Here is a 20,365-nt window from a genome sequence, read left to right on the forward strand (position 1 = left end):
CGCCACCAGCACCGGTGACTCGCTCGCCTCCTTCGGCGGCTCCGACCACCGTAACACCAGAAACCTACTTGTGCTTGGTTTTGTCTGTGTGCTCCTGGCGGTATGGTCACCGCATGGCACGACGGGGTTCGTACGCAAAGGGCATCGCGAAGCGCGAGGAGATCCTCACGATCGCGCTCGACCTCGTCGCCGTGAACGGGTTCCGCCGCACCAGCATCAAGGACATCGCCGACGCTGTGGGGCTGACCCAGGCCGGGCTGCTGCACTACTTCGACTCGAAGGACGAGCTCTGGGTCGAGGTGCTCAAGCGCCGCGACGCGATCGACGACGCCCACGACTGGCAGGCGTCGGACCCCGCCGAGCTCCTCGCTGCCGTGGTGCGGCACAACGCCGAGGTCCCCGGGCTCGTGCAGATGTTCGTGAACCTCTCCGCCGCGGCCGCGACCGATCCGGAGCACGCGGCGCACGACTACTTCCAGCAGCGCTACGAGACGACCCGTGCAGAGATGACCCGGCAGTTCCGGGAGATGCAGGCCGAGGGGCGGCTCCGCGCCGACGTCGATCCGGAAGCCCTGACGAGCATCATGCTCGCGGTGTCGGACGGCATGCAGATCCAGTGGCTCTACGACCCCTCGCGGGACATGGCTGCGCACGTGGAACTGATCGCGCAGCTCGCCGTGACGCAGGCCGCGGCGAGCATCGCGGACTGACGCGTACCGGGCGCCGCGCCCGAGCAGCGCACGCAGCGCACGCCGCGCCCGCGGCGCCCGCGCCCGCCGCGCCCGCGCCCGCCGCGCCCGCGCCCGCCGCGGTTCAGCTGCGCCGCAGCTCCGCGAACCCGTCCTCGCGCCACTCCCCCTCGACCGGGACGCCGGCCGCGGCCGCCCGCTCCTCGCGCTCCCGGAGCTCGACCCGGCGGATCTTGCCCGAGATCGTCTTCGGCAGCTCGGCGAACTCGACCCGACGGACCCGGGCGTACGCGGGCAGTGCGGCGCGGGCGTGCTGCAGGACCTGCAGGGCGGTGTCCGCGTCGGCGGCCCACCCCGCGGCGAGCGTCACGTAGGCCTTGACGAGGTTGAGCCGCGCGGCGTCCGGAGCGGGCACGACGGCGCTCTCCGCGACCGCGGGGTGCTGCAGCAGGGCGCTCTCGACCTCGAACGGCGACACCTTGTAGTCCGAGGACTTGAACACGTCGTCGGTCCGACCGATGAACGTGAGCTGCCCGTCGGCGTCGCGCGAGGCGATGTCACCGGTGCGGAAGAAGCCGTCCCGCATGGCGACGTCCGTGCGGTCGGGGTCGCCGAGGTAGCCGGACATGAGGTTCAGCGGGCGTCGGGTCAGGTCGAGGCAGACCTCACCCTCGTCGGTCCGTTCGCCGGTGACCGGGTCGAGCAGCACGACGTCGACGCCCGGCAGGGGCGTGCCCATCGCGCCAGGGGTCACGGGAGCGCCGGGCGGGTTGCCGATGATCGCCGTGGTCTCGGTCTGGCCGTAGCCGTCGCGGATCGTCAGGCCCCAGGCGTCGGCGACGCGCGCGATGACCTCGGGGTTGAGCGGCTCGCCCGCGGAGACGACCTCGCGGAGTGCCCGCGGCCGAGCCCCGAGGTCGCCCTGCAGCATCATCCGCCAGGCCGTCGGCGGCGCGCAGAACGACGTGACCTCGTGTCGGTCGAGCGCGTCGAGCAGCGCGACCGGGTCGAAGCGCGGGGTGTCGTGCACGAAGATCGTGGCCTCGGCGATCCACGGCGCGAAGAAGCAGCTCCACGCGTGCTTGCCCCAGCCGGGCGAGCTGATCGCGAGGTGCACGTCGCCCGGACGGACGCCGATCCAGTGCATCGTGCTGAGGTGTCCGACCGGGTACGAGGTCTGCGAGTGCACGACCATCTTCGGCTTCGAGGTCGTCCCCGAGGTGAAGTACACCAGGCACGGGTCGGTCGCGAGGGTGCGCACCACGGGCCGGCGTTCGTCGGCGGGGGCGGGCTCGCCGAGGTCGGTCGGGTAGGTCGTCCAGCCCGGGGTCGCTGCCCCGACCGCGATGCGCGAGAAGTCGCCGTGCACGTCGTCGAACTTCGCCGTCTCGCCGGCGTTCGTCACGACGTGCGCCACTTCGCCACGGTCCACACGGTCCTGGAGGTCGGCGGTGTCGAGCATGGTGGTGGTGGGCAGGATCACCGCGCCGACCTTCATCACCGCGAGCATCGTCTCCCAGATCTCGAGCTGGTTGCCGAGCATGAGGAGCACGTGGTCGCCCTTCCGGACGCCGTGCGCGTGCAGGAACGCCGCGAGCCGGTCCGAGCGCGCCGCCATCTCGGCGTAGCTGAACCGTCGGTCGTGCTCCGCGTCGACGAGGTGGAGCGCGGTGCGGTCGTTGTCGCGGGCGATGACGTCGAACCAGTCGTCCGCCCAGTTGAACGTCTCGCCGACATCGGGCCAGGTGAAGTCGGCACGGGCCTGATCAGCGGTCTCGGCCGCGAGCAGCTGGTCGCGGGCGGCACGGAAGGCGGCGGTCACGTCGGGAGAGGACACCGTACGATCATGCCCGATCGGACTGCGCTGCCGGTGACCGCGCGGTCGCGGGTGCGCTGGCGCGCCGGCCGGGAGGCCCGTGCAGCGTCCGGCGGACAGGTACCGTCCGTGCCTGGTTGCGTCCACCCCGCGCCGGGCAGGATGGGCGGGTACGCAACACTCGACGAAGAGGAGACGCGATGACACGCGTGGTGGTCACCGGTGGCAGCGGCAAGCTCGGGCGGGCCGTGGTCCGGCACCTGGACGAGCACGGGTACGACGTGGTGCTCGTCGACCGGGTGCCCTCGCCGGACAAGCCCGAGCGGGTGCCGTTCATCCGCGCCGACCTCACCGACCACGGCCAGGTGCTGAACGTGCTGCTCGGCGTCGACGACCGCTACGACCACGTGGACGCCGTGGTCCACCTCGCCGCAGTCCCCGCTCCGGGCCAGGTGCCGGACGTGGCGCTCATCACGAACAACGTGACGTCGTCGATCAACGTCTTCCACGCCGCTCGCCAGGCCGGCATCAAGAACGTCGTGTGGGCGTCGAGCGAGACCCTGCTCGGCATCCCGATGGGCGAGCACCACCCGCCGTACCTGCCCGTGGACGAGGAGTTCCCGGTCCGTCCGCAGTCGTCGTACTCCCTCGGCAAGGCCGTGGAGGAGGAGATGGCCCGCCACTTCACGCGCTGGGACCCGGAGCTGAAGATGATCGGCCTCCGGTTCTCGAACGTCATGGACGAGACCGACTACCCGTCGTTCCCGTGGGACGCGACCCCGGAGGCGAAGACCTTCAACCTGTGGTCGTACATCGACTCGCGCGACGGCGCCCAAGCGGTCCGACGGGCTCTCGAGGCCGACCTCACCGGGTTCGAGGCGTTCGTGATCGCGAGCCCCGACACCGTCATGGACACCCCGACGATCGAGCTCGTCGAGCGGTTCGTCCCGGACATCGAGCGCCGGAGCGACATCGACGGCGTCAGCTCGCTGCTCTCGAGCGAGAAGGCCCGCGAGTTGCTCGGCTACGCGCCCGAGCACAGCTGGCGCGACCACCGCGCCTGAGCCCGCCCGGAGTGGGCGCCGGTCAGGCCGGCAGCAGGAGCCCGTCGAGGACGAGGTCGCGTGCCCGTGGCAGCAGGTCGGCCACGAGCGCGTCCTCGTCCACGCCGGTGATCTGCGCGATCGCACCGGTGATCGCCCGCACCGACAGGTCGCCGTCACACGCGCCGACGAACGCGGCGAGCGCCGTGTCCGCGTCCACACGACGGCCGAACCCGCCGCCCTGCACGAGCGTCATCACCGTCGGGTCGTCGTTGCCCGGCCAGTAGTACCGCTCCTCGGTGACGTCGCCGGCGACGCGCAGGTGCGCGGCGCCGAGCGCGGCGTCGTCGTGGGCGGCGAGCCAGTCGGCCGCGTCGAGGACGCGTGCGACGGTCGCGCCGAGCCCCGCGGGGTTGGACCCGAGCGCCTCGGGGACGCGCTCGAAGCGGCGGAGGCGGGGCGCGCCTCCCGGCCGTTCGTCCGCGTGCGCGGGGCGACGCACGACGACGTAGCCGAAGCCGACGCCCGTGACGCGGCGGTCGCGGAAGTCGTCGAGCCAGGCGTCCACGAGGTCGTCGAACTCCGTGCTGCCGGGCTTCGTCCCGCCGTCGCGGATCCAGGTCTCGGCGTAGGCGGGCGGGTCCTCGCGCTCCCGCTCGACCACCCAGACGTCGAGGTCGGCGTCGGCGCGGGCGTCGGCGTCGGCGAACCACGAACGCACCCGGTCGAGGCCGTCGGAGCCCCAGCGGTACTCCCAGTTGCCGAGGAGCTGCGCGGTTCCGCCGGGTTCGAGGTGCTCGCCGAGGCCGCGGAGGACGGTCTCGACGAGGGCGTCGCCGACCATCCCGCCGTCGCGGTACTCGTAGGCGGGGACGCCCTCGCGGCGGGGTGTGATGACGAACGGCGGGTTCGAGACGATGCGGTCGAAGCGCTCGCCGGCGACGGGTTCGAACAGGGAGCCGAGCCGGAACTCGATGCCGTCCAGCCCGTTCAGCGCGACGTTGAACCGGGCGATGTCGAGGGCGCGGCGGGAGATGTCGGTGGCGACGACCTCGTCGGCGAACCGGCGGGCGTGCATGGCCTGGATGCCGCAGCCGGTGCCGAGGTCGAGCACGCGCTGGACGGGCACGGGCACCTGCAGGCCGGAGAGCGTGGTGGTGGCTCCGCCGATGCCGAGCACGTGCTCCTCCCCCAGGGCCGTGCCGAGGGCGAGCTCGCCGAGGTCCGAGACGATCCACCAGCTGCCGGCGCCGAGGTCGTCGACGAAGGCGTACGGGCGGAGGTCCACCGTGGGGTGGACGAGCGCGTCGGCGGGGTCGAGCGGGAGCCCGGAGTCGTCGGTGCTGGTCACGTCGTGCCGGAGCAGGCCTGCTGCGGCGACCCGGTCGACGCCCGCCGTCGGGAACGCGGCCTCCGCGTGCGCCCGCGACACCGGGAGCCCGAGCACGAAGAGCGTGGCGAGGGCGGCGAGCGGGGAGGAGTCCCGCGACGCCAGCGCACGCAGCGCCGCCACGCGTGATCCCCGGTGCAGTGACGCTGCGGCCTCGGCACCCCACAGGAAGTCGAGCCGCTCCACGGTGAACCCCGCGGCCTCGAGGTCGGCGGCGATCGCCGCGACGGCCGCGGGCTCGGTCGTGATCGTGGGCAGCCGGTGCGCCGGTCGAGCAGCGGGGGTCACGGGGCGACGTCCTCGCGCATGAGGGCCGCCGGGACCTCCCACGCCGCGACGAGGTCGAGCAGTCCGGGGAACCGCTGCTGCACGTCGTCGAACCGCACGCGACTCGAGCGGACGAGGCCCTCCTGGTGCTGTTCGAGCAGCCCCGCCTCGCGCAGCACGCGGAAGTGGTGCGTCAGCGTCGACTTCGGCCGGTCGATGCCGACCCAGCCGCAGCTCCGCACCCCGCCGGCGGCGTCGATCAGGTACCGGTGCAGGATCGCGAGGCGGATCGGGTCGCTCAGGGCGTCGAGGACGACGGGCAGGTCCATCTCGGCGACGGCCGGCTGGGGCAGCCGCTCCGGGGCATCGACGTTGGCGGGCATGCACGAGACGGTAGCACCGTTCACCTCCCTGTACGACTTGCGTCGTACAGTCGACTGCGGTACGAATGCAGTCGTACAAGACCTCCTCGGAAGGGTGCTCATGCAGCAGTCAGCTCGCTCGGTCGCCGGGTTCTGGATCCTCGCCGCGGTGCTCCTCGCCGCGATGGCGTCGTCCGCGGTGCCGTCGCCCATCTACCCCGTCTACGCAGCCGAGTGGCACCTCACACCGCTCATGCTCACCGCCGTGTTCGCGATCTACGTCGCCGGACTCCTCGTCACGATGCTCGTCGCCGGGCGCCTCTCGGACCACGTCGGCCGGAAGCCCGTGCTGTTCACCGGTGGCCTGCTGCTCGTCGCCTCCCTCGTCCTCTTCACGCGGGCCGACGGGCTCGGTGCGCTGATCCTCGACCGGATCGTCCAGGGCGTCGCGGTGGGCCTCCTGATCGGTGCCCTCGGGGCCGCGCTCATCGACCACTCGCTCGAGCGCTTCCCGTCCCTCGCCGGTGTGCTCAACGGCGCCGTGCCGCCCTTCGCCCTCGCGACTGGAGCCCTGTCGAGCGGCGCGCTCGTCGAGTGGGGTCCGGCGCCCGAGCAGCTCGTCTACGCGGTGTTCGGCTCGCTGCTGCTCGTGCTCGTGATCGCCCTCGTGGTCGTCCCCGAGCGGGTCACCCGTCGCCCGGGAGCCCTCCGGTCGCTCCGCCCGACGGTGTCCGTGCCGCGGGACTCCCGCGTCCTGTTCCGCAGCGTCGCCGGGTCACTCGTCGCGAGCTGGGCCCTCGGTGGCCTCTTCCTCTCGCTCGTCCCCTCGGCGCTCGGCGCGGTGTTCGGCATCCGGGACCACTTCGCCGCCGGGGCGCTCATCGCCGTCGTCACGGGGGTCGGCGGCCTCACCGGTCTCGCGATCCAGCGCCTCGACACCCGCCGGAGCCTGCTCCTCGGGCTCGTCGCGCTCATCGTCGGCCCGGTCGTCACCGTCTCGTTCGTGTTCGCGCACTCGCTGCCGGGCCTCGTCGTCGGCAGTGCGATCGCCGGCATCGGCTTCGGCGCCGGGTTCCAGGCGCCGCTGCGGATGCTGCTCGCGACGGCCGCACCGACCCACCGCGCGGGGCTGCTGTCCACGATCTACATCGTGAGCTACCTCGCGTTCGGTGTCCCCGCCGTCGTGGCGGGCCTCGTCGAACCGGCCTTCGGTTTCGTGCCGGTGCTCGCCGGGTACGGCGCGTTCATCGTCCTCGCCGCCGGGACCGCCCTCGTCCTGCAGCTCACGTCGACCCGACGGGCTGCGGTCGAGGAGCAGGCGGCTTCGGTCATCGAACGCACGGCCACCGGCTCCGTCCGGACCTGCCCCGAGCGGGGCGCCGCGGCCGCCGACTGAGCGGAGGCGCCGGGCTCGCTCAGTGACCGGGGCGCGGGTGCCTCGGTGCGCGGGCCTGCATCCCCATGTTCCGGTGCGCGTCGGCGTGTGCGGCGTCCACGTCCGCCTTGCCGCGGTCAGCGACTTTCCGCAGCCACTTCGGGCCGCGGGTCTTCGCCCAGTCCCAGAAGCGGTGGAGCTGTGCCCGGAGCCACGTGATGATCCGGTGGAAGAAGTGGAACTCGCTCGCGAGGATCGTCAGCCCGATGAAGACCACGAGCCAGCCCGGCCCGGGCAGCGGCACGAGGATCAGGCCGATGACGACCACCAGCCCACCGACGACCCCGACGAGCACCTTGTAGAAGAGGTGCACGTGCGGCCGCGCGTGGATCCAGGCGCGGAGTTCACGGAACCACTGGAAGCGTTGGTGCCGCGCCGCCGAGGGCTCGACAGCGCCGGGTCGCTCGTCGGGTGTGCCGTCCATGTCGGCACGGTAGGGGCTGCGGCTGGGAAACTGCGCCGTGGCGGACGGCAGGGTCCTGGACGGCGCACCACGGGCCTCCCGGCCATCGTCAGCATCGGGTCAGCGACCCGGCCTGGAGGCCCGTCACGCGTGCGCGACGCACGTCGCCGCCCACGGGACGGCGGCCAGGCGCGCCTCCGGGATCGGCTCCCCGCCGACCGCGCATCGCCCGTAGGTCCCCGCGTCGAGCCGCGCGAGCGCGGCGTCCACCAGCCGGATGTGCTCGCGGGCGTCGTCGCGGACCGCGCCGAGCGAACCGCGCTCCCACGCGAGGGTCGCTCCCTCCGGGTCGTGCTCGTCGTCGGAGTTGGCGTCCTGCCGGGCGTCGCTCACGTCCCGCATGCTCTCCTCGACGCCGGCGAGCAGACGTTCGTTGCGGAGGCGCTCGGCGGTGAGTGCGGCGCGGGGATCGTCCATGGCGGACCACGGTAGTCCGCCGTCGCGTGCCGCCACCCGGGTCCGGTGCGGAATGGACGCCGACTCGGATGCGTTCGCATCGACATGACCAAGATCGGGTTCCTGTCGTTCGGACACTGGCGCGACGTGCCGGGGTCCAGGGTGCGCAGCGCGCGCGAGGCCCTCGTCCAGGCCGTCGACCTCGCCGTCGCCGCCGAGGAGGCCGGGGTGGACGGCGCGTACTTCCGCGTCCACCACTTCGCGCCGCAGCAGGCCGCACCCTTCCCGCTGCTCTCCGCGATCGCCGCCCGGACCAGCCGCATCGAGATCGGCACCGGCGTGATCGACATGCGGTACGAGAACCCCCTCTACATGGCCGAGGAGGCCGCGGCGACCGACCTCATCTCCGGCGGCCGACTGCAACTCGGCGTCTCCCGGGGATCACCCGAGACCGCTATCGCCGGGTACCAGCAGTTCGGCTACGTGCCGGACGCCGGCGACCCGAACGGCGCCGACCTCGCGCGTTCGCACACGAGCGTCTTCCGCCGAGCGATCGCCGGGGAGCCCATGGCGAACGCGAACCCGCAGATGACCGGCACGGCCGGGTCGCTGCCCGTGTTCCCGCTCTCGGACACGCTCCCGGACCGGATCTGGTGGGGTGCCGGCACCCGTGCCACCGCCGAGTGGACCGCCGAGCAGGGCATGAACCTCATGTCGTCGACGCTCCTCACCGAGGACACCGGCGTGCCGTTCGACGAGCTCCAGGCCGAGCAGATCGAGCGCTTCCGGTCGACCTGGGAGCAGATGGGGTGGGAGCGGACCCCGCGGGTCTCGGTCTCGCGGAGCATCATCCCGATCATCGACGACGAGTCCCGCCACTACTTCGGTGTCCGGGCGCAGGTCGAGGGACAGGACCAGGTCGGACACCTCGATGGTGGTCTCGCACGGTTCGGCCGCTCGTACATCGGGTCACCCGAGGACCTCGTCGCGGAGCTCGCCGCCGACCGGGCCGTCCGTGCTGCCGACACCGTGCTCGTCACCGTGCCGAACCAGCTCGGCGTGGACTTCAACGCCCGGATGCTCGCCGCGGTGAAGGACGTCTTCACGGAGGTGGACGCAGCACCCGTGCCCGCCTGAGCGGTCCCGGCCGGCGCGCAGCGGTCCCCCATCTCGCCGACACCCGGGCTGGGGCTGTGTCGCACGCGCACCGCGCCGTAGCGTCGAGGGGCACATCCGCACTCCGTCTCCTCGAGGAGGACCCCGTGACGCTCCCGGCCGCCGGCTGGTTCCCCGATCCGCAGGACGCATCCCGACTGCGGTGGTGGGACGGGCGCACCTGGGCCGAGGCGACCCGGGCGCTGCCGAGCCGGACGGAGCCGATCCTGCCCGTGGTGGTCGCACCCGTCGGGCCCTCGTTCTCCGTCGGCACCGCGGCGATCCGGGCCCGTCCGTGGGCGTCCGACGCCGGGAACGTCCGACGGCTGTGCGTGCTGACCGTCGTCGCCGCCCTTGCCGCGGCGCTCTCGGCGGTCTGGAACCCCCTCGGGCTCGTCAGCGCGGTCGCGTTGGCGATCGGGTCGGTGGCCGTGATCGCTCCCCGGGCGACCGGCGGGTGGCGGGTGCTCTCGCGGAGCATCGCGGCGAGCGCCCTCGTCGTCGCGGTGGCGACGGCGGCCGTCGCTGCGTCGGCGCAGTTCGGCCTGTTCTGACCCCGGCGCCCGTCCGCCGACGCTCGCCCGTGTGCTGACGGCGGTGCAGTCGCGGTGCGGTTCCCGTTCGCACAACCGAAGTCCGATCGCACCGGATGCAACCGTGGCGCCGATCGCCTTTGGTTGAGCGAACCCACGGCACCCCGACACCGCGCCCCGCCCTACCCCCGCCTCGCCCGCGGGTGCGCCGTCTGGTACACGTCCCGCAGCATGTCCGCCGTCACCATCGTGTAGATCTGCGTCGTCGCGACGCTCGCGTGCCCGAGCAACTCCTGCACGACCCGCACGTCCGCACCGCCCTCGAGCAGGTGCGTCGCGAACGAGTGCCGGAACGTGTGCGGCGACACGTGCGCCTCGAGGTCGGCCGCAGCCGCAGCCGCCTGGATCACGAGCCACGCGCTCTGCCGGGACAGCCGCGCCCCGCGGGCACCGAGGAACAGCGCCGGCGTCGAGGGTCCACGTGCGGCGAAGACCGGCCGGGCCCGGACGAGGTACGCGTCGATCGCCGCCCGGGCGAAGCTGCCGAGGGGCACGATCCGCTGCTTGTTGCCCTTGCCCGTCACCCGCACGACCGAGACCCCGGGACCACCGGGCCCCTCGTCGTCCGACTGCACGTCGTCCACCGACAACCCGACCGCCTCGGAGATGCGCGCACCCGTGGCGTAGAGCAGCTCGAGCAGCGCCCGGTCCCGCAGCTGCACGGGATCGTCGCCGACGACCGCGCCGAGCAGCCGCTCCATGTCGTGCACGGAGATCGCCTTCGGCAGCCGCATCGGGGCCTTCGGCGGTCGGACGGCGGTGCCGGGGTCGAGCGGCAGCCAGCCCTCCCCCGCAGCGAACGCCGTGAAGGACCGCACCGAGCTGAGCATCCGCGCGATCGACCGGGGCGCGAGGGGCTCCGGCCGGGTGGCGAGGTGCTCCACGAACCCGGCGACGTCCGCCCGCGCCAGACGACCCACGTCCTCGACGGCAGCGGCTCCCCCGGCTCGGTCGGCGCCCGCGGAGTCGACCACCGGGGCGTCCGCCAACCATTCCGCGAACACGGCGAGGTCGCGCCGGTAGGCCGACACGGTGTGCTGCGACAGCCCCCGCTCGATCGCGACGTGCCGCAGGTACGACTCCGTGGCCTGTGCGAGTGCGATCACGCGGTCACCGTGACGACCGGCACGCTACCGACGAGCCGCGGCGTCGGCCGCGAGGACCGCCACCACCAGCCCGGAGTTGTGCAGGCGCCCGTCGAGGATCGCCTCGACCAGCTCGGCGCGAGGCACCCACCGCTTCACGATGTCGGCCTCCTCGGCCTCGCGTTCGAACGCCGACGCGGTGGCTCGGATGCCGCGGGCGCGGTAGATCTCGAGGAACTCGTCGCTCCCGCCCGAGGACGTGTTGTAGGTGACGAGGTGCTCCCACTCGTCGGCCTCCACATCGGCCTCCTCGGCGAGCTCGCGCTTCGCGGCCACGAGGTGGTCCTCGCCCGGGTGGTCGAGCAGACCCGCGGGCAGCTCCCAGTCGCGCACCCGGACCGGGTGCCGGTACTGCTGGATGACGAGCACGCGTCCCTCGTCGTCCTCCGCGTACACGGCGACCGCCCCGGTGTGGTCGATGTACTCGCGCACCATCGAGCCGTCCCCGTACGCGACGGTGTCCCGCCTCACGTTCCACACGACGCCCTCGTACACGACCGTGGAGTCGGTGACGTCGAAGGAGGTGGGCTCGTCTGCGATGGGTGCGTCGGTCACGTGCTCAATCCAAGCACGCCCGCTCGCCGGAACCAGGTTCCGGACACAGCACCGCGCTTTTCCGTGGTGTTGTGTCCGGAACCTGGTTCCGCCCGACAGAACGCGACCGCAAGCGACAGAACGCGACTGCGAGCGCCAGAGCGCGACCCCGGGACGGACGGGAGGCGCGGTGCCAGCTGGCACCGCGCCTCCCGTCCGGATCTCGGTCGGCTCAGGCAGCCGACTCCTGCGGGTCGAACAGGCTCGAGGCACCCGCACGCTCGATCGCCGCACCGACGAGTCCGGCGAACAGCGGGTGCGCGTTCGTCGGACGCGACCGGAGCTCCGGGTGCGCCTGCGTGGCGATGTAGAACGGGTGCACCTCGCGCGGCAGCTCCACGTACTCGACGAGCGTGCCGTCGGGCGAGGTGCCCGAGAACACCAGGCCGGCGTCCGCGATCTGCTGGCGGTAGTGGTTGTTGACCTCGTAGCGGTGACGGTGACGCTCCGACGCCTCCGGGGTGCCGTACAGCTCCGCCGCGAGCGACCCGTCGGTGAAGTGCGCCGGGTACAGACCGAGGCGCATCGTCCCGCCCAGGTCACCGCCGGCGATGATGTCCACCTGCTCCGCCATGGTCGCGATGACCGGCGTCGTCGTCTCCGGGTCGAACTCGGTGCTCGACGCGTCGGTCAGCCCGGCCTCGTGGCGGGCGTACTCGATCACCATGCACTGCAGGCCGAGGCACAGGCCGAGCGTCGGGATGCCCTGCTCACGCGCGAACCGCAGCGCGCCGAGCTTGCCCTCGATGCCGCGCACACCGAAGCCACCCGGGACGCAGATCCCGTCGACGTCGCCGAGGTGCTTCGCGGCACCCTCGGGCGTGGTGCAGTCGTCGGACACGACCCACTTCAGCTTCACGCGGGCGTTGTGGGCAAACCCACCGGCGCGGAGGGCCTCTGTGACCGACAGGTACGCGTCGGGGAGGTCGATGTACTTGCCGACGAGGGCGATCGTGACCTCCTTCTTCGGCTCGTGCACCGCGTCGAGGACCGGCTTCCACGCCGACCAGTCGACGTCGTGCGCCTCGAGGCGGAGGGCGTCGATGATGACCTGGTCGAGGCCCTGGTCGTGCAGCAGCCCCGGGAGGTCGTAGATCGAGGGCACGTCGACGGCGTTCACCACGGCGTCCTCGTCGACGTCGCACATGAGGGCGATCTTGCGCTTGTTCGAGTCCGACACGGGGCGGTCGCTGCGGAGGACGAGCGCGTCCGGCTGGATGCCGATCGAGCGCAGTGCGGCGACGGAGTGCTGCGTCGGCTTGGTCTTCTGCTCGCCGGACGCGTTCATGAACGGCACGAGCGAGACGTGCACGAAGAAGACGTTGTTGCGGCCGAGCTCGTGCCGCACCTGGCGTGCCGACTCGATGAACGGCTGCGACTCGATGTCACCGACCGTGCCGCCGACCTCGGTGATGATGACGTCGGGCTGGGGGTCGTTCTCCGCCTGCTCGCGCATCCGACGCTTGATCTCGTCGGTGATGTGCGGGATGACCTGGACCGTGTCGCCGAGGTACTCGCCGCGACGCTCCTTGGCGATGACGCTCGAGTAGACCTGCCCGGTGGTGACGTTCGCCGCCTGCGAGAGGTTGATGTCGAGGAAGCGCTCGTAGTGCCCGATGTCGAGATCGGTCTCGGCGCCGTCGTCGGTCACGAAGACCTCGCCGTGCTGGAACGGGTTCATCGTGCCCGGGTCCACGTTGAGGTACGGGTCGAGCTTCTGCATGACGACCTTGAGGCCGCGCGCCGTGAGCAGGTTGCCGAGGCTGGCCGCCGTCAGGCCCTTGCCGAGAGACGAGACGACCCCGCCGGTCACGAAGATCTGCTTCGTCACCTTCGGGGTCTCGTTCGAAGTTTGTGTTCCGCCGCTGTAAGTGTCCGCCACGGGCTTCCATCCTACGTCAGATCGCACGGGAGGCGCGACCCGCGTTCGCCGCGGGCGTTGCGCGGGTGGGTGGCCGGTGCTCGGCCCGCCTCGTGGCGCGCCGGTCGTGGCGGGCTCGGGTGGCGTCTCCCGGCCGGCGTCCCTGACACTTCCTTCCGGCGCGGCTGCCGCATCCCGCCGGATGCGCACCGCGCGCTTCCTGCCGGATGCGGGCTGCCGTCAGGCGGACTGACCGGCGACCTCGAGGAGCTCGCGGGCGTGCTCCATGCCGCTGGCACTGTCGCCGAGGCCGGAGAGCAGCCGTGCCATCTCCTGCAGCCGCTCCTCGCCGTCGAGCCGCCGCACGCTCGACGAGGTGACCGCGCCGCTGGCGTCCTTCACGACGTTGAGGTGGTTGTTCGCGAAGGCCGCGACCTGCGCGAGGTGTGTCACGACGATGACCTGCGTGCGCTCCGCGAGCTGCGCGAGCCGCCGCCCGATCTCGATCGCCGCCGCTCCGCCGACGCCGGCGTCGACCTCGTCGAAGACGAACGTCGGGACGGTGGTGCTGCCCGCCATGACGACCTCGATCGCGAGCATGACGCGCGAGAGCTCACCGCCCGACGCGCCCTTGCCGATCGGACGCGGGTCGGTGCCGGAGTGCGGCTGCAGGAGGATCGCCACCTGGTCGCGACCGTGTCGGCGGTACTCCTCCGCGTCGGTGACCTCGACCACGAGGGTGGCGCCGGCCATCGCGAGCGACTTCAGTTCGGCGGTCACGCGCTTCGCGAGGTCGCCGGCAGCCTTGGTCCGGGCCGCGGTGAGGGCACCGGCGGCGTCCGCGAGGGTCCGTTCGTCCTGCTCCACCGCCTGCTGCAGTGCAGCGATGCGGTCGTCGTCGCCGTCGAGCTCCAGGAGTCGCTCGCCGGCCCGCTGCCCGTACGCGATGACGTCGTCGACGGTCTCGCCGTACTTGCGCGTGAGCCCGGCGAGCAGGGCGCGTCGTTCGTTGATGAGCTCGAGGTCGTGACCGGCGTCCGGTTCGAGCGAGCCGAGGTAGCTCGACAGGCTCGCCGAGGCTTCCGTCGCCTGGATGCTCAGCTCCGTCAGCTGTTCGAGCACGGGCTGCAGTGCGGCGTCCGAAGCCGCGACGCGCTCGATCGCTCGGCGTGCCGACTCGACGAGGCCGACGACGTCCGGTGCGCCCTCGAGTGACTCGCTCGACAGCGCTTCGTGAGCGAGGCCCGCGGACAGCCGGAGTTCCTCGAGGTTGCCCAGCCGTTCGGCCCGTTCCGCGAGCTCGACGTCCTCGCCCGGCTGCGGGTCGGCCGTCTCGATCTCGTCCGAGGCGGCGCGGATCCGCTCTGCCTCGGCGACGCGGTCGTCGCGGTCGCGCGTGAGCGTCTCGAGCTCGCCCGCGTGCTGCTGCCAGGCGTCGTACGCGGCGACGTACGCGTCGAACGCCTTCCGGAGCTTCGGACCGCCGAACCCGTCGAGGGCGGCGCGCTGGGCCGCGGCCGACGTGAGGCGGATCTGGTCGGACTGGCCGTGCACGGTGACGAGCTGGTCGGCGAGCTCGCCGAGCACCGCGACCGGAGCGCTGCGACCGCCGACCGTCGCGCGGCTGCGACCCTCCGCCGAGACGGTACGGGTGAGGATGAGCTCACCGTCCTCGACGGCGCCGCCGGCGTCCTCGACCCGTTCTGCGACGGCGTCGTGGTCCGGCACGTGCCAGCGTCCTTCGACGACGGCGGACGATGCACCCCGACGGACCGCACCGGCGTCAGCACGGGCACCGAGCAGGAGGCCGAGCGCGGTGACGATCATCGTCTTGCCGGCGCCGGTCTCACCGGTCACGACGGTGAAGCCCGGACCGAGTTCGAGCGTCGCCTCACCGATCACCCCGAGGTCGGCGATCGAGATCTCCTCGATCACTGGTCGACCTCGTCGTCGCGCTGCGGGCCGCGCCAGCCGGTGACGGGCAGGCGGAACTTCGCCACCAGACGGTCGGTGAACGGGGCGTCCTTGAGCCGCGCCACCCGCACGGGCTCAGAGGACCGGTGCACCTCGACACGTGCACCCGGCGGCAGGTCGTGCGCCCGGCGGCCGTCGCACCACAGCACGCCGACGCCGCTCGTCCGGCGCAGCACCTCGACCGCGAGGGTGCAGTCCGGGCCGACGACGATGGGGCGGGAGAACAGGGCGTGCGCGCTCAACGGCACCATGAGGATCGCGTCGACGTCCGGCCAGACGATCGGGCCGCCGCCGGAGAACGAGTACGCCGTGGAGCCGGTCGGGGTCGAGATGACCACGCCGTCGCAGCCGAAGGACGACAGGGGGCGGCCGTCGACCTCGGTGACGACCTCGAGCATGCGTTCGCGCGACGCCTTCTCGATCGTGGCCTCGTTGAGCGCCCACGACGAGTACACGGTCTCTTGGCCGACGACGACGTCGACCTGCAGCGCCACACGCTCCTCGACGTGGTACTCACCACGGAGGGTGCGCTGCACGGTCTCCTCGAGGTCGGGGCGTTCGCTCTCGGCCAGGAACCCGACGTGGCCGAGGTTCACCCCGACGAGCGCCGCACGGGTCCCGCGGACGAGCTCTGCAGCGCGGAGGATGGTCCCGTCGCCGCCGAGCACGATGACGATCTCGAGCTGGTCCGCCTGCACGTCGACCCCGAGGATGTCGACCTTGCCGACGGACGCCTCGGCCCGCCGGACGTCGGCGTACTCGTCGAAGGGCATCACCGGGGTCACCCCGGCGGCGTGCAGGATGTCGCAGACCTCCACCGCGGCATCGATCGAGTCCTGCCGCCCGGTGTGCGAGACGAGCAGGATGTGCCGTTCGTCGCTCATGCCACCCCTTCCGCCAGGCTCGTCGCCCGGTCGATCCATTCTGTCGGATTGGTACCGACACCACGCTGGAAGCGCGCGAGGTACTCGTGGTTCCCGTGCGTGCCGACGATCGGCGAAGCGGCGAGACCGGACGTCCCGAGGCCCGCGTCCCACGCCGACCAGAGCACGTTCATGAGCGCGTCGTTCCGGAGGCCCGGGTCGCGCACGATGCCTTCGCGGACGCCACCACGACCGACCTCGAACTGCGGCTTCACCAGGAGCACGAAGTCGTCGGACGGCACCGCGGAGGCGAGCACCGGCAGCACGATCCGGAGCGAGATGAAGGACAGGTCGCCGACCACGAGGGACGTCTCCGCAGCTGCCGGATCGAGCGCGGCGTACGACTCGGCGGTGAGGTTCCGCGCGTTGCACCCCTCGACCACGGCTACACGGTCGTCGAGGGCGACCACGGGGTCGAGCTGGCCGTGACCGACGTCGAGCGCGACGACCCGACGGGCACCGCGTGCGAGGAGCACCTGGGTGAAGCCGCCCGTGCTCGCGCCGACGTCGAGCGCCACGCGTCCGGTGGGATCGATCTCGAAGGCATCGAGGGCACCGACGAGCTTCCGCGCAGCACGGGACACCCACTCGTCCCCGGAGTCGACGACGATCGCGGCGTCCGCACGGGTCGGGTGGGACGGCTTGACGACCGCGACCCCGGCGACGGTGACTCGCCCGTCCTGGATCAGCTTGGCCGCCGCCGTGCGTGACCGTGCGAGTCCGCGTTCGGCGACGAGCGCGTCGAGACGGACGGGACCGCCGCGAGCGCCCTCGGGTGCTCCGGCGGCCTCAGGCACTCGCCGTGCCGCCGCTCTCGAGTCGGGTGCGGAGCTCATCGTGCAGGGCCGCGAAGGCGTCCGCCCGCTCCGCGAGGTCGAGTTCCTCCGCCGCTGCGGTCCGCGCGGCGAAGTCCTCGTGGTCCTGGTCGGACAGCGGGACGCCGGAGGCCCCGCCCGGCTTCGGACGCGCCGAGACGCCGCCGGGCTGCGGCTGCGTCGGGTGGTCCTCGTTCGGCACGTCGGTCACGCTACTCGCCGCCGTACAGCTTCGGGTCCACGTCGAGACCGTAGATGGCCAGGCCCGACTCCCAGATGATCGTCGCGCCCGCACGCAGTCGGTCGAGGTCGTCGCCGTCGTCGAGCACCCGCACGACGTGCCCGCGCATCGCGACCGTGGAGTCGCCGACCGTGACGTACCGGGTGCCGTCCTCGTCCTCGCGCCGGACCGTCACCGGGTACGGCGTCGACAGGCCGCGGAGGTCGCCGAGGATGAACGTCGGCCGCGACTTCGGGTCGGCCGCGAGGATCTGCTTCGCCCGGTCGATCCCGGTCAGGACGAGGACGCTCGGGATCCCGGCGTCGTTCGCCCCCTTGATGTCCGTGTCGAGTCGGTCGCCGATGAACAGCGGGTGCTCACCGCCGAAGCGGGCGAGGGCAGCGTCGAAGATCGGCCGTTCCGGCTTGCCCGCGACGACCGGCATCCGGCCGACCGCCTGGTGCACGGCCGACACGAGCGTGCCGTTGCCGGGCGCGATCCCTCGCTCGACGGGGATCGACCAGTCCATGTTCGTCGCGACCCACGGCACCTCCGGGTCCGCGAGGGCGAAGGACGCCTCCGCGAGCTCCTTCCACCCGAGGTCGGGCGAGAAGCCCTGGATGACCGCCGCCGGCGAGTCCTCGGCGCTGTTCGTGACCATGAACCCGGCTTCCTCGACGATGCTCGTGAGCCCGAGGCCACCAGTCACCAGGACCGTCGATCCGGCCGGCACGAGCGTCGAGAGGAGTCGGACGCCGGCCTGCGACGAGGTCACGACGTCGTCCGCGGTGACCTCGAGGCCGAACGCTTCGAGGTGCTCGGCCACGTCGACCGGACGTCGCGACGCGTTGTTCGTGATGTACCCGACGCGGGCGCCGAGCGACGCCCGCGTCAGGGACTCGACGGCGTGCGGGATCGCGTTGCGTCCGCGGTACACGACGCCGTCGAGGTCCGTCAGGACGACGTCGATCCCGCGTGTCGGGGGAACCGGGCCGTCAGACGGCTGAGCAGCTGCGTCAGCCGGCTGCGGAGCCGTCGACGTCGGCGGGGTTGTCGTCGTCGATCTCGCCGGGCTCGTCGGCGGGGCCGGGCTCGTCGAGGGGAGCGGGTTCGTCGGCAGGCTCGAGCTCGTCGTCGGCGTCCTGCTCGACTGCGGGCTCGTGGAGCTGCTCGGCGTCGTCCTCTCGGTGTCCTTCGTCCTCGATCGCTTCCTCGACCACATCAACCGTCTCCCAAGCATCCTCGTCAGCGGCCTCGGCCAGAGCCGTGGTCGCGTGATCGACACGGGCCCACCACTCGTCGGCCTCGTCCTGGCGGCCGAGCTCCTCGAGCGTGGCCGCGTAAGCACTGTAGAGCGCCGGGGACCAGCTGTACGCAGTCGAGGGGTCGAGCTGTGGAATCTCCAGCTCACCGAGCGCGGCCTGTGGATTGCCGAGGTCGAGGCGTGCGCCGGACATCGCGATCGCGAGCTCCACCTGCACGGGGGTGTCGAGGGCTGCGCGATCGACCGAACGACCGAGCTCGAGCGCGCGCTCGGGTCGGCCGAGGCCGCGCTCGCAGTCGACCATCATCGGCAGCTGGTCGTTCTTGCCCGCGATGCGCCGGTAGGTCCGGAGCTCACGGAGCGCGGTGGCGAAGTCGCCGAGACGGTACGCGGTGATCGCTGCGGTCTCCCGGACCACGGCCACGCGACCGGCGCGACGGGCAGCGCTCAGTGCGTGCTGGTTCGCAGTCTCGGGGTCGACGTCCACGAGGAGCGCCGCCGAGACGAGGTGCTTCGCGACCCAGTCCGCGTTGTCCTTGCTGAGGGTCTTGAGCTCTGCACGGGCAGCAGGGTCGAGATCACGTGCCTGCACGCCGTCCGGGATCTCCGGATCGTCGTGGCGGGGGCGGATGGACTTGGTGCCGTACGGGTCGCGGTCCTCCCAGTCGTCACGGGCTGCCTCGCCGAAGCGTGCGCCGGCATGACGCGAGCCGTCCCCGAAGCGACGACGGTCGTCGCCTCCGTCACGACGCGGGCGGTCGGAGTCTCCGCGGAACGGACGGCCGCCGTCGCGGCGCTCGGGACGGTCGCCATCTCGCGCAGGACGGTCCGAACGGAACGGACGGTCCCCGTCGCGACGGGGACGATCGGTACCACCGCGGAACGGACGGTCACCGTCACGCACCGGACGATCCGAACGGAACGGACGATCACCATCGCGCGCCGGACGATCCGAACGGAACGGACGATCACCATCACGCGCCGGACGATCCGAACGGAACGGACGATCACCATCACGACGCGGACGATCAGCACCACCGCGGAACGAGCGATCACCATCACGCTGCGGCCGATCAGATCCACCACGGTACGGACGATCACCATCACGCGCCGGACGATCCGAACGGAACGGACGATCACCATCACGACGCGGACGATCAGCACCACCGCGGAACGAGCGATCACCATCACGCTGCGGCCGATCAGATCCACCACGGTACGGACGATCACCGTCGCGCTGCGGCCGGCCAGCACCGCGCGGACCGTCGCCACGAGGCGGGCGCCCGCTGTCAGCACGATCACCGCGCCATGCCGGACGGTCCCCACGCTGGGAGCCGTCGCGGAACGGACGACCGCCCTCGCGACGAGGACCATCGTCACGCCGGCCACCCTCCCGACGCTCGAAGTCGCGCGGACCGGACGACCAGCGGCCACCCTGGCCGCCGTCTCGACGAGGCCCACGGTCTCCGTCTCGACGCGGCCGATCCGAACGGCCTTCGCCGTCTCGTCGCTGTTCGTCGTCGTTCGCCACCGTCGCTCCTCGTCTGCGCGCCCGGTCTCCCGAGCTGTCGTCCGCTGTGTCGTTGTCATTGGGTGCCGGCCTCGAGCACGACACACGCCCAGTCCATCACGAACCGTGCTGCGCGTCGAGGCGAGCGACCGCCACAAACAGAAATGGCCACCGACCCTCGCGAGCCGTGGGTTTCCCCTGTGCTCGACGGAGGGCCGATGGCCACGTCTTTCTTTCACGTTGAGTCCGGCGGCGTCCTACTCTCCCACAAGGTCCCCCTTGCAGTACCATCGGCGCTGAGAGGCTTAGCTTCCGGGTTCGGAATGTGACCGGGCGTTTCCCTCTCGCTATGACCACCGGAACACTTTCGACCCAATCGCTGGGAAATCTCGAAAGCTGTTCCGCGCATGCGCGGTGTTCAGTTTCTTGTTCCCGATCGTCGGTCGGGAA

20 protein-coding genes and 1 rRNA gene are annotated in these 20,365 nt (G+C 72.0%); 5 read left to right on the forward strand and 16 right to left on the reverse strand.

Translation table 11 applies throughout. From position 1 onward, the window contains the following. The first annotated feature begins 113 nt into the window (after positions 1–113). The gene (locus ACRQ4C_RS15145) at positions 114–710 is read left to right on the forward strand and encodes a TetR/AcrR family transcriptional regulator (RefSeq protein ID WP_439689259.1); all 597 of its coding nucleotides are present in this window, start codon (positions 114–116) and stop codon (positions 708–710) included. A 103-nt stretch (positions 711–813) separates the two neighbouring features. Here the strand turns inward: ACRQ4C_RS15145 and ACRQ4C_RS15150 are convergent, their stop codons facing one another. After that, on the reverse strand, positions 814–2,526 hold the full coding sequence (locus ACRQ4C_RS15150; RefSeq protein ID WP_439689260.1) for an AMP-binding protein: 1,713 nt from the start codon (positions 2,524–2,526) through the stop codon (positions 814–816). A 179-nt stretch (positions 2,527–2,705) separates the two neighbouring features. On the opposite strand from ACRQ4C_RS15150, the gene ACRQ4C_RS15155 reads away from it, so the two are divergent. Further along, the gene (locus ACRQ4C_RS15155; RefSeq protein WP_439689261.1) at positions 2,706–3,569 is read left to right on the forward strand and encodes an NAD-dependent epimerase/dehydratase family protein; all 864 of its coding nucleotides are present in this window, start codon (positions 2,706–2,708) and stop codon (positions 3,567–3,569) included. A 22-nt stretch (positions 3,570–3,591) separates the two neighbouring features. Here ACRQ4C_RS15155 and ACRQ4C_RS15160 read toward each other — a convergent pair whose 3' ends face one another. Next, positions 3,592–5,226 carry a DUF7059 domain-containing protein gene (locus ACRQ4C_RS15160; protein WP_439689262.1) on the reverse strand — a complete coding sequence of 545 codons (1,635 nt, stop codon included), beginning with the start codon at positions 5,224–5,226 and terminating at the stop codon, positions 3,592–3,594. Next, a complete protein-coding gene (locus ACRQ4C_RS15165; RefSeq protein ID WP_439689263.1) occupies positions 5,223–5,588 on the reverse strand; it encodes an ArsR/SmtB family transcription factor in 366 nt (121 codons plus the stop codon). Before ACRQ4C_RS15165 ends, ACRQ4C_RS15160 begins: the two co-directional genes overlap by 4 nt. A 100-nt stretch (positions 5,589–5,688) precedes the next feature. On the opposite strand from ACRQ4C_RS15165, the gene ACRQ4C_RS15170 reads away from it, so the two are divergent. After that, positions 5,689–6,963: an MFS transporter gene (locus ACRQ4C_RS15170; protein ID WP_439689264.1), complete on the forward strand. Its 1,275-nt coding sequence runs from the start codon at positions 5,689–5,691 to the stop codon at positions 6,961–6,963. A gap of 19 nt (positions 6,964–6,982) precedes the next feature. On the opposite strand, the gene ACRQ4C_RS15175 is transcribed toward ACRQ4C_RS15170, so the two are convergent. Both ACRQ4C_RS15175 and ACRQ4C_RS15180 read right to left on the reverse strand, forming a co-directional pair. Next, positions 6,983–7,426: a TIGR02611 family protein gene (locus ACRQ4C_RS15175; protein ID WP_439689265.1), complete on the reverse strand. Its 444-nt coding sequence runs from the start codon at positions 7,424–7,426 to the stop codon at positions 6,983–6,985. A 123-nt stretch (positions 7,427–7,549) separates the two neighbouring features. Further along, a complete protein-coding gene (locus ACRQ4C_RS15180; RefSeq protein ID WP_439689266.1) occupies positions 7,550–7,882 on the reverse strand; it encodes a TraR/DksA family transcriptional regulator in 333 nt (110 codons plus the stop codon). An 84-nt stretch (positions 7,883–7,966) separates the two neighbouring features. Between ACRQ4C_RS15180 and ACRQ4C_RS15185 the strand changes: the two genes are divergently transcribed. Together ACRQ4C_RS15185 and ACRQ4C_RS15190 are read left to right on the forward strand one after the other, a co-directional pair. Then, on the forward strand, positions 7,967–8,998 hold the full coding sequence (locus ACRQ4C_RS15185) for an LLM class flavin-dependent oxidoreductase (RefSeq protein ID WP_439689267.1): 1,032 nt from the start codon (positions 7,967–7,969) through the stop codon (positions 8,996–8,998). 125 nt (positions 8,999–9,123) lie between these two features. Beyond that, complete coding sequence (locus tag ACRQ4C_RS15190; RefSeq protein ID WP_439689268.1) at positions 9,124–9,570, forward strand: DUF2510 domain-containing protein; 447 nt, start codon at positions 9,124–9,126, stop codon at positions 9,568–9,570. 161 nt (positions 9,571–9,731) lie between these two features. Here the strand turns inward: ACRQ4C_RS15190 and ACRQ4C_RS15195 are convergent, their stop codons facing one another. From ACRQ4C_RS15195 to rrf, 11 genes are all read right to left on the reverse strand, one after another. After that, on the reverse strand, positions 9,732–10,712 hold the full coding sequence (locus tag ACRQ4C_RS15195; protein WP_290134189.1) for a site-specific tyrosine recombinase XerD: 981 nt from the start codon (positions 10,710–10,712) through the stop codon (positions 9,732–9,734). Positions 10,713–10,739: 27 nt separating this feature from the next. After that, positions 10,740–11,309 carry an NUDIX domain-containing protein gene (locus tag ACRQ4C_RS15200; protein WP_439689269.1) on the reverse strand — a complete coding sequence of 190 codons (570 nt, stop codon included), beginning with the start codon at positions 11,307–11,309 and terminating at the stop codon, positions 10,740–10,742. Positions 11,310–11,520: 211 nt separating this feature from the next. Beyond that, a complete protein-coding gene (locus ACRQ4C_RS15205; protein WP_439689270.1) occupies positions 11,521–13,179 on the reverse strand; it encodes a CTP synthase in 1,659 nt (552 codons plus the stop codon). Between the two features lie 270 nt (positions 13,180–13,449). After that, the gene (gene recN / locus ACRQ4C_RS15210) at positions 13,450–15,144 is read right to left on the reverse strand and encodes a DNA repair protein RecN (protein WP_439689271.1); all 1,695 of its coding nucleotides are present in this window, start codon (positions 15,142–15,144) and stop codon (positions 13,450–13,452) included. Beyond that, positions 15,141–16,067, reverse strand: coding sequence for an NAD kinase (locus ACRQ4C_RS15215; protein ID WP_058725554.1), 927 nt, complete (start codon positions 16,065–16,067; stop codon positions 15,141–15,143). Before ACRQ4C_RS15215 ends, recN begins: the two co-directional genes overlap by 4 nt. After that, complete coding sequence (locus tag ACRQ4C_RS15220) at positions 16,064–16,903, reverse strand: TlyA family RNA methyltransferase (RefSeq protein WP_439689272.1); 840 nt, start codon at positions 16,901–16,903, stop codon at positions 16,064–16,066. The genes ACRQ4C_RS15215 and ACRQ4C_RS15220 overlap by 4 nt, the downstream gene beginning before the upstream one ends. Continuing rightward, complete coding sequence (locus ACRQ4C_RS15225) at positions 16,896–17,123, reverse strand: hypothetical protein (protein ID WP_439689273.1); 228 nt, start codon at positions 17,121–17,123, stop codon at positions 16,896–16,898. Before ACRQ4C_RS15225 ends, ACRQ4C_RS15220 begins: the two co-directional genes overlap by 8 nt. A 10-nt stretch (positions 17,124–17,133) precedes the next feature. Then, positions 17,134–18,111, reverse strand: a complete 978-nt coding sequence (locus ACRQ4C_RS15230) for an HAD-IIA family hydrolase (RefSeq protein ID WP_439690917.1) — start codon at positions 18,109–18,111, stop codon at positions 17,134–17,136. 46 nt (positions 18,112–18,157) lie between these two features. Beyond that, positions 18,158–18,892: a hypothetical protein gene (locus tag ACRQ4C_RS15235; RefSeq protein WP_439690918.1), complete on the reverse strand. Its 735-nt coding sequence runs from the start codon at positions 18,890–18,892 to the stop codon at positions 18,158–18,160. Beyond that, positions 18,853–19,785, reverse strand: a complete 933-nt coding sequence (locus tag ACRQ4C_RS15240; protein WP_439689274.1) for a hypothetical protein — start codon at positions 19,783–19,785, stop codon at positions 18,853–18,855. The genes ACRQ4C_RS15235 and ACRQ4C_RS15240 overlap by 40 nt, the downstream gene beginning before the upstream one ends. Positions 19,786–20,159: 374 nt before the next feature. Further along, positions 20,160–20,276 (reverse strand): 5S ribosomal RNA (rrf, locus tag ACRQ4C_RS15245). Between the last annotated feature and the right edge of the window lie 89 nt (positions 20,277–20,365).

Source organism: Curtobacterium sp. SP.BCp, from assembly GCF_051903255.1.
Classification (GTDB): Bacteria; Actinomycetota; Actinomycetes; order Actinomycetales; family Microbacteriaceae; genus Curtobacterium.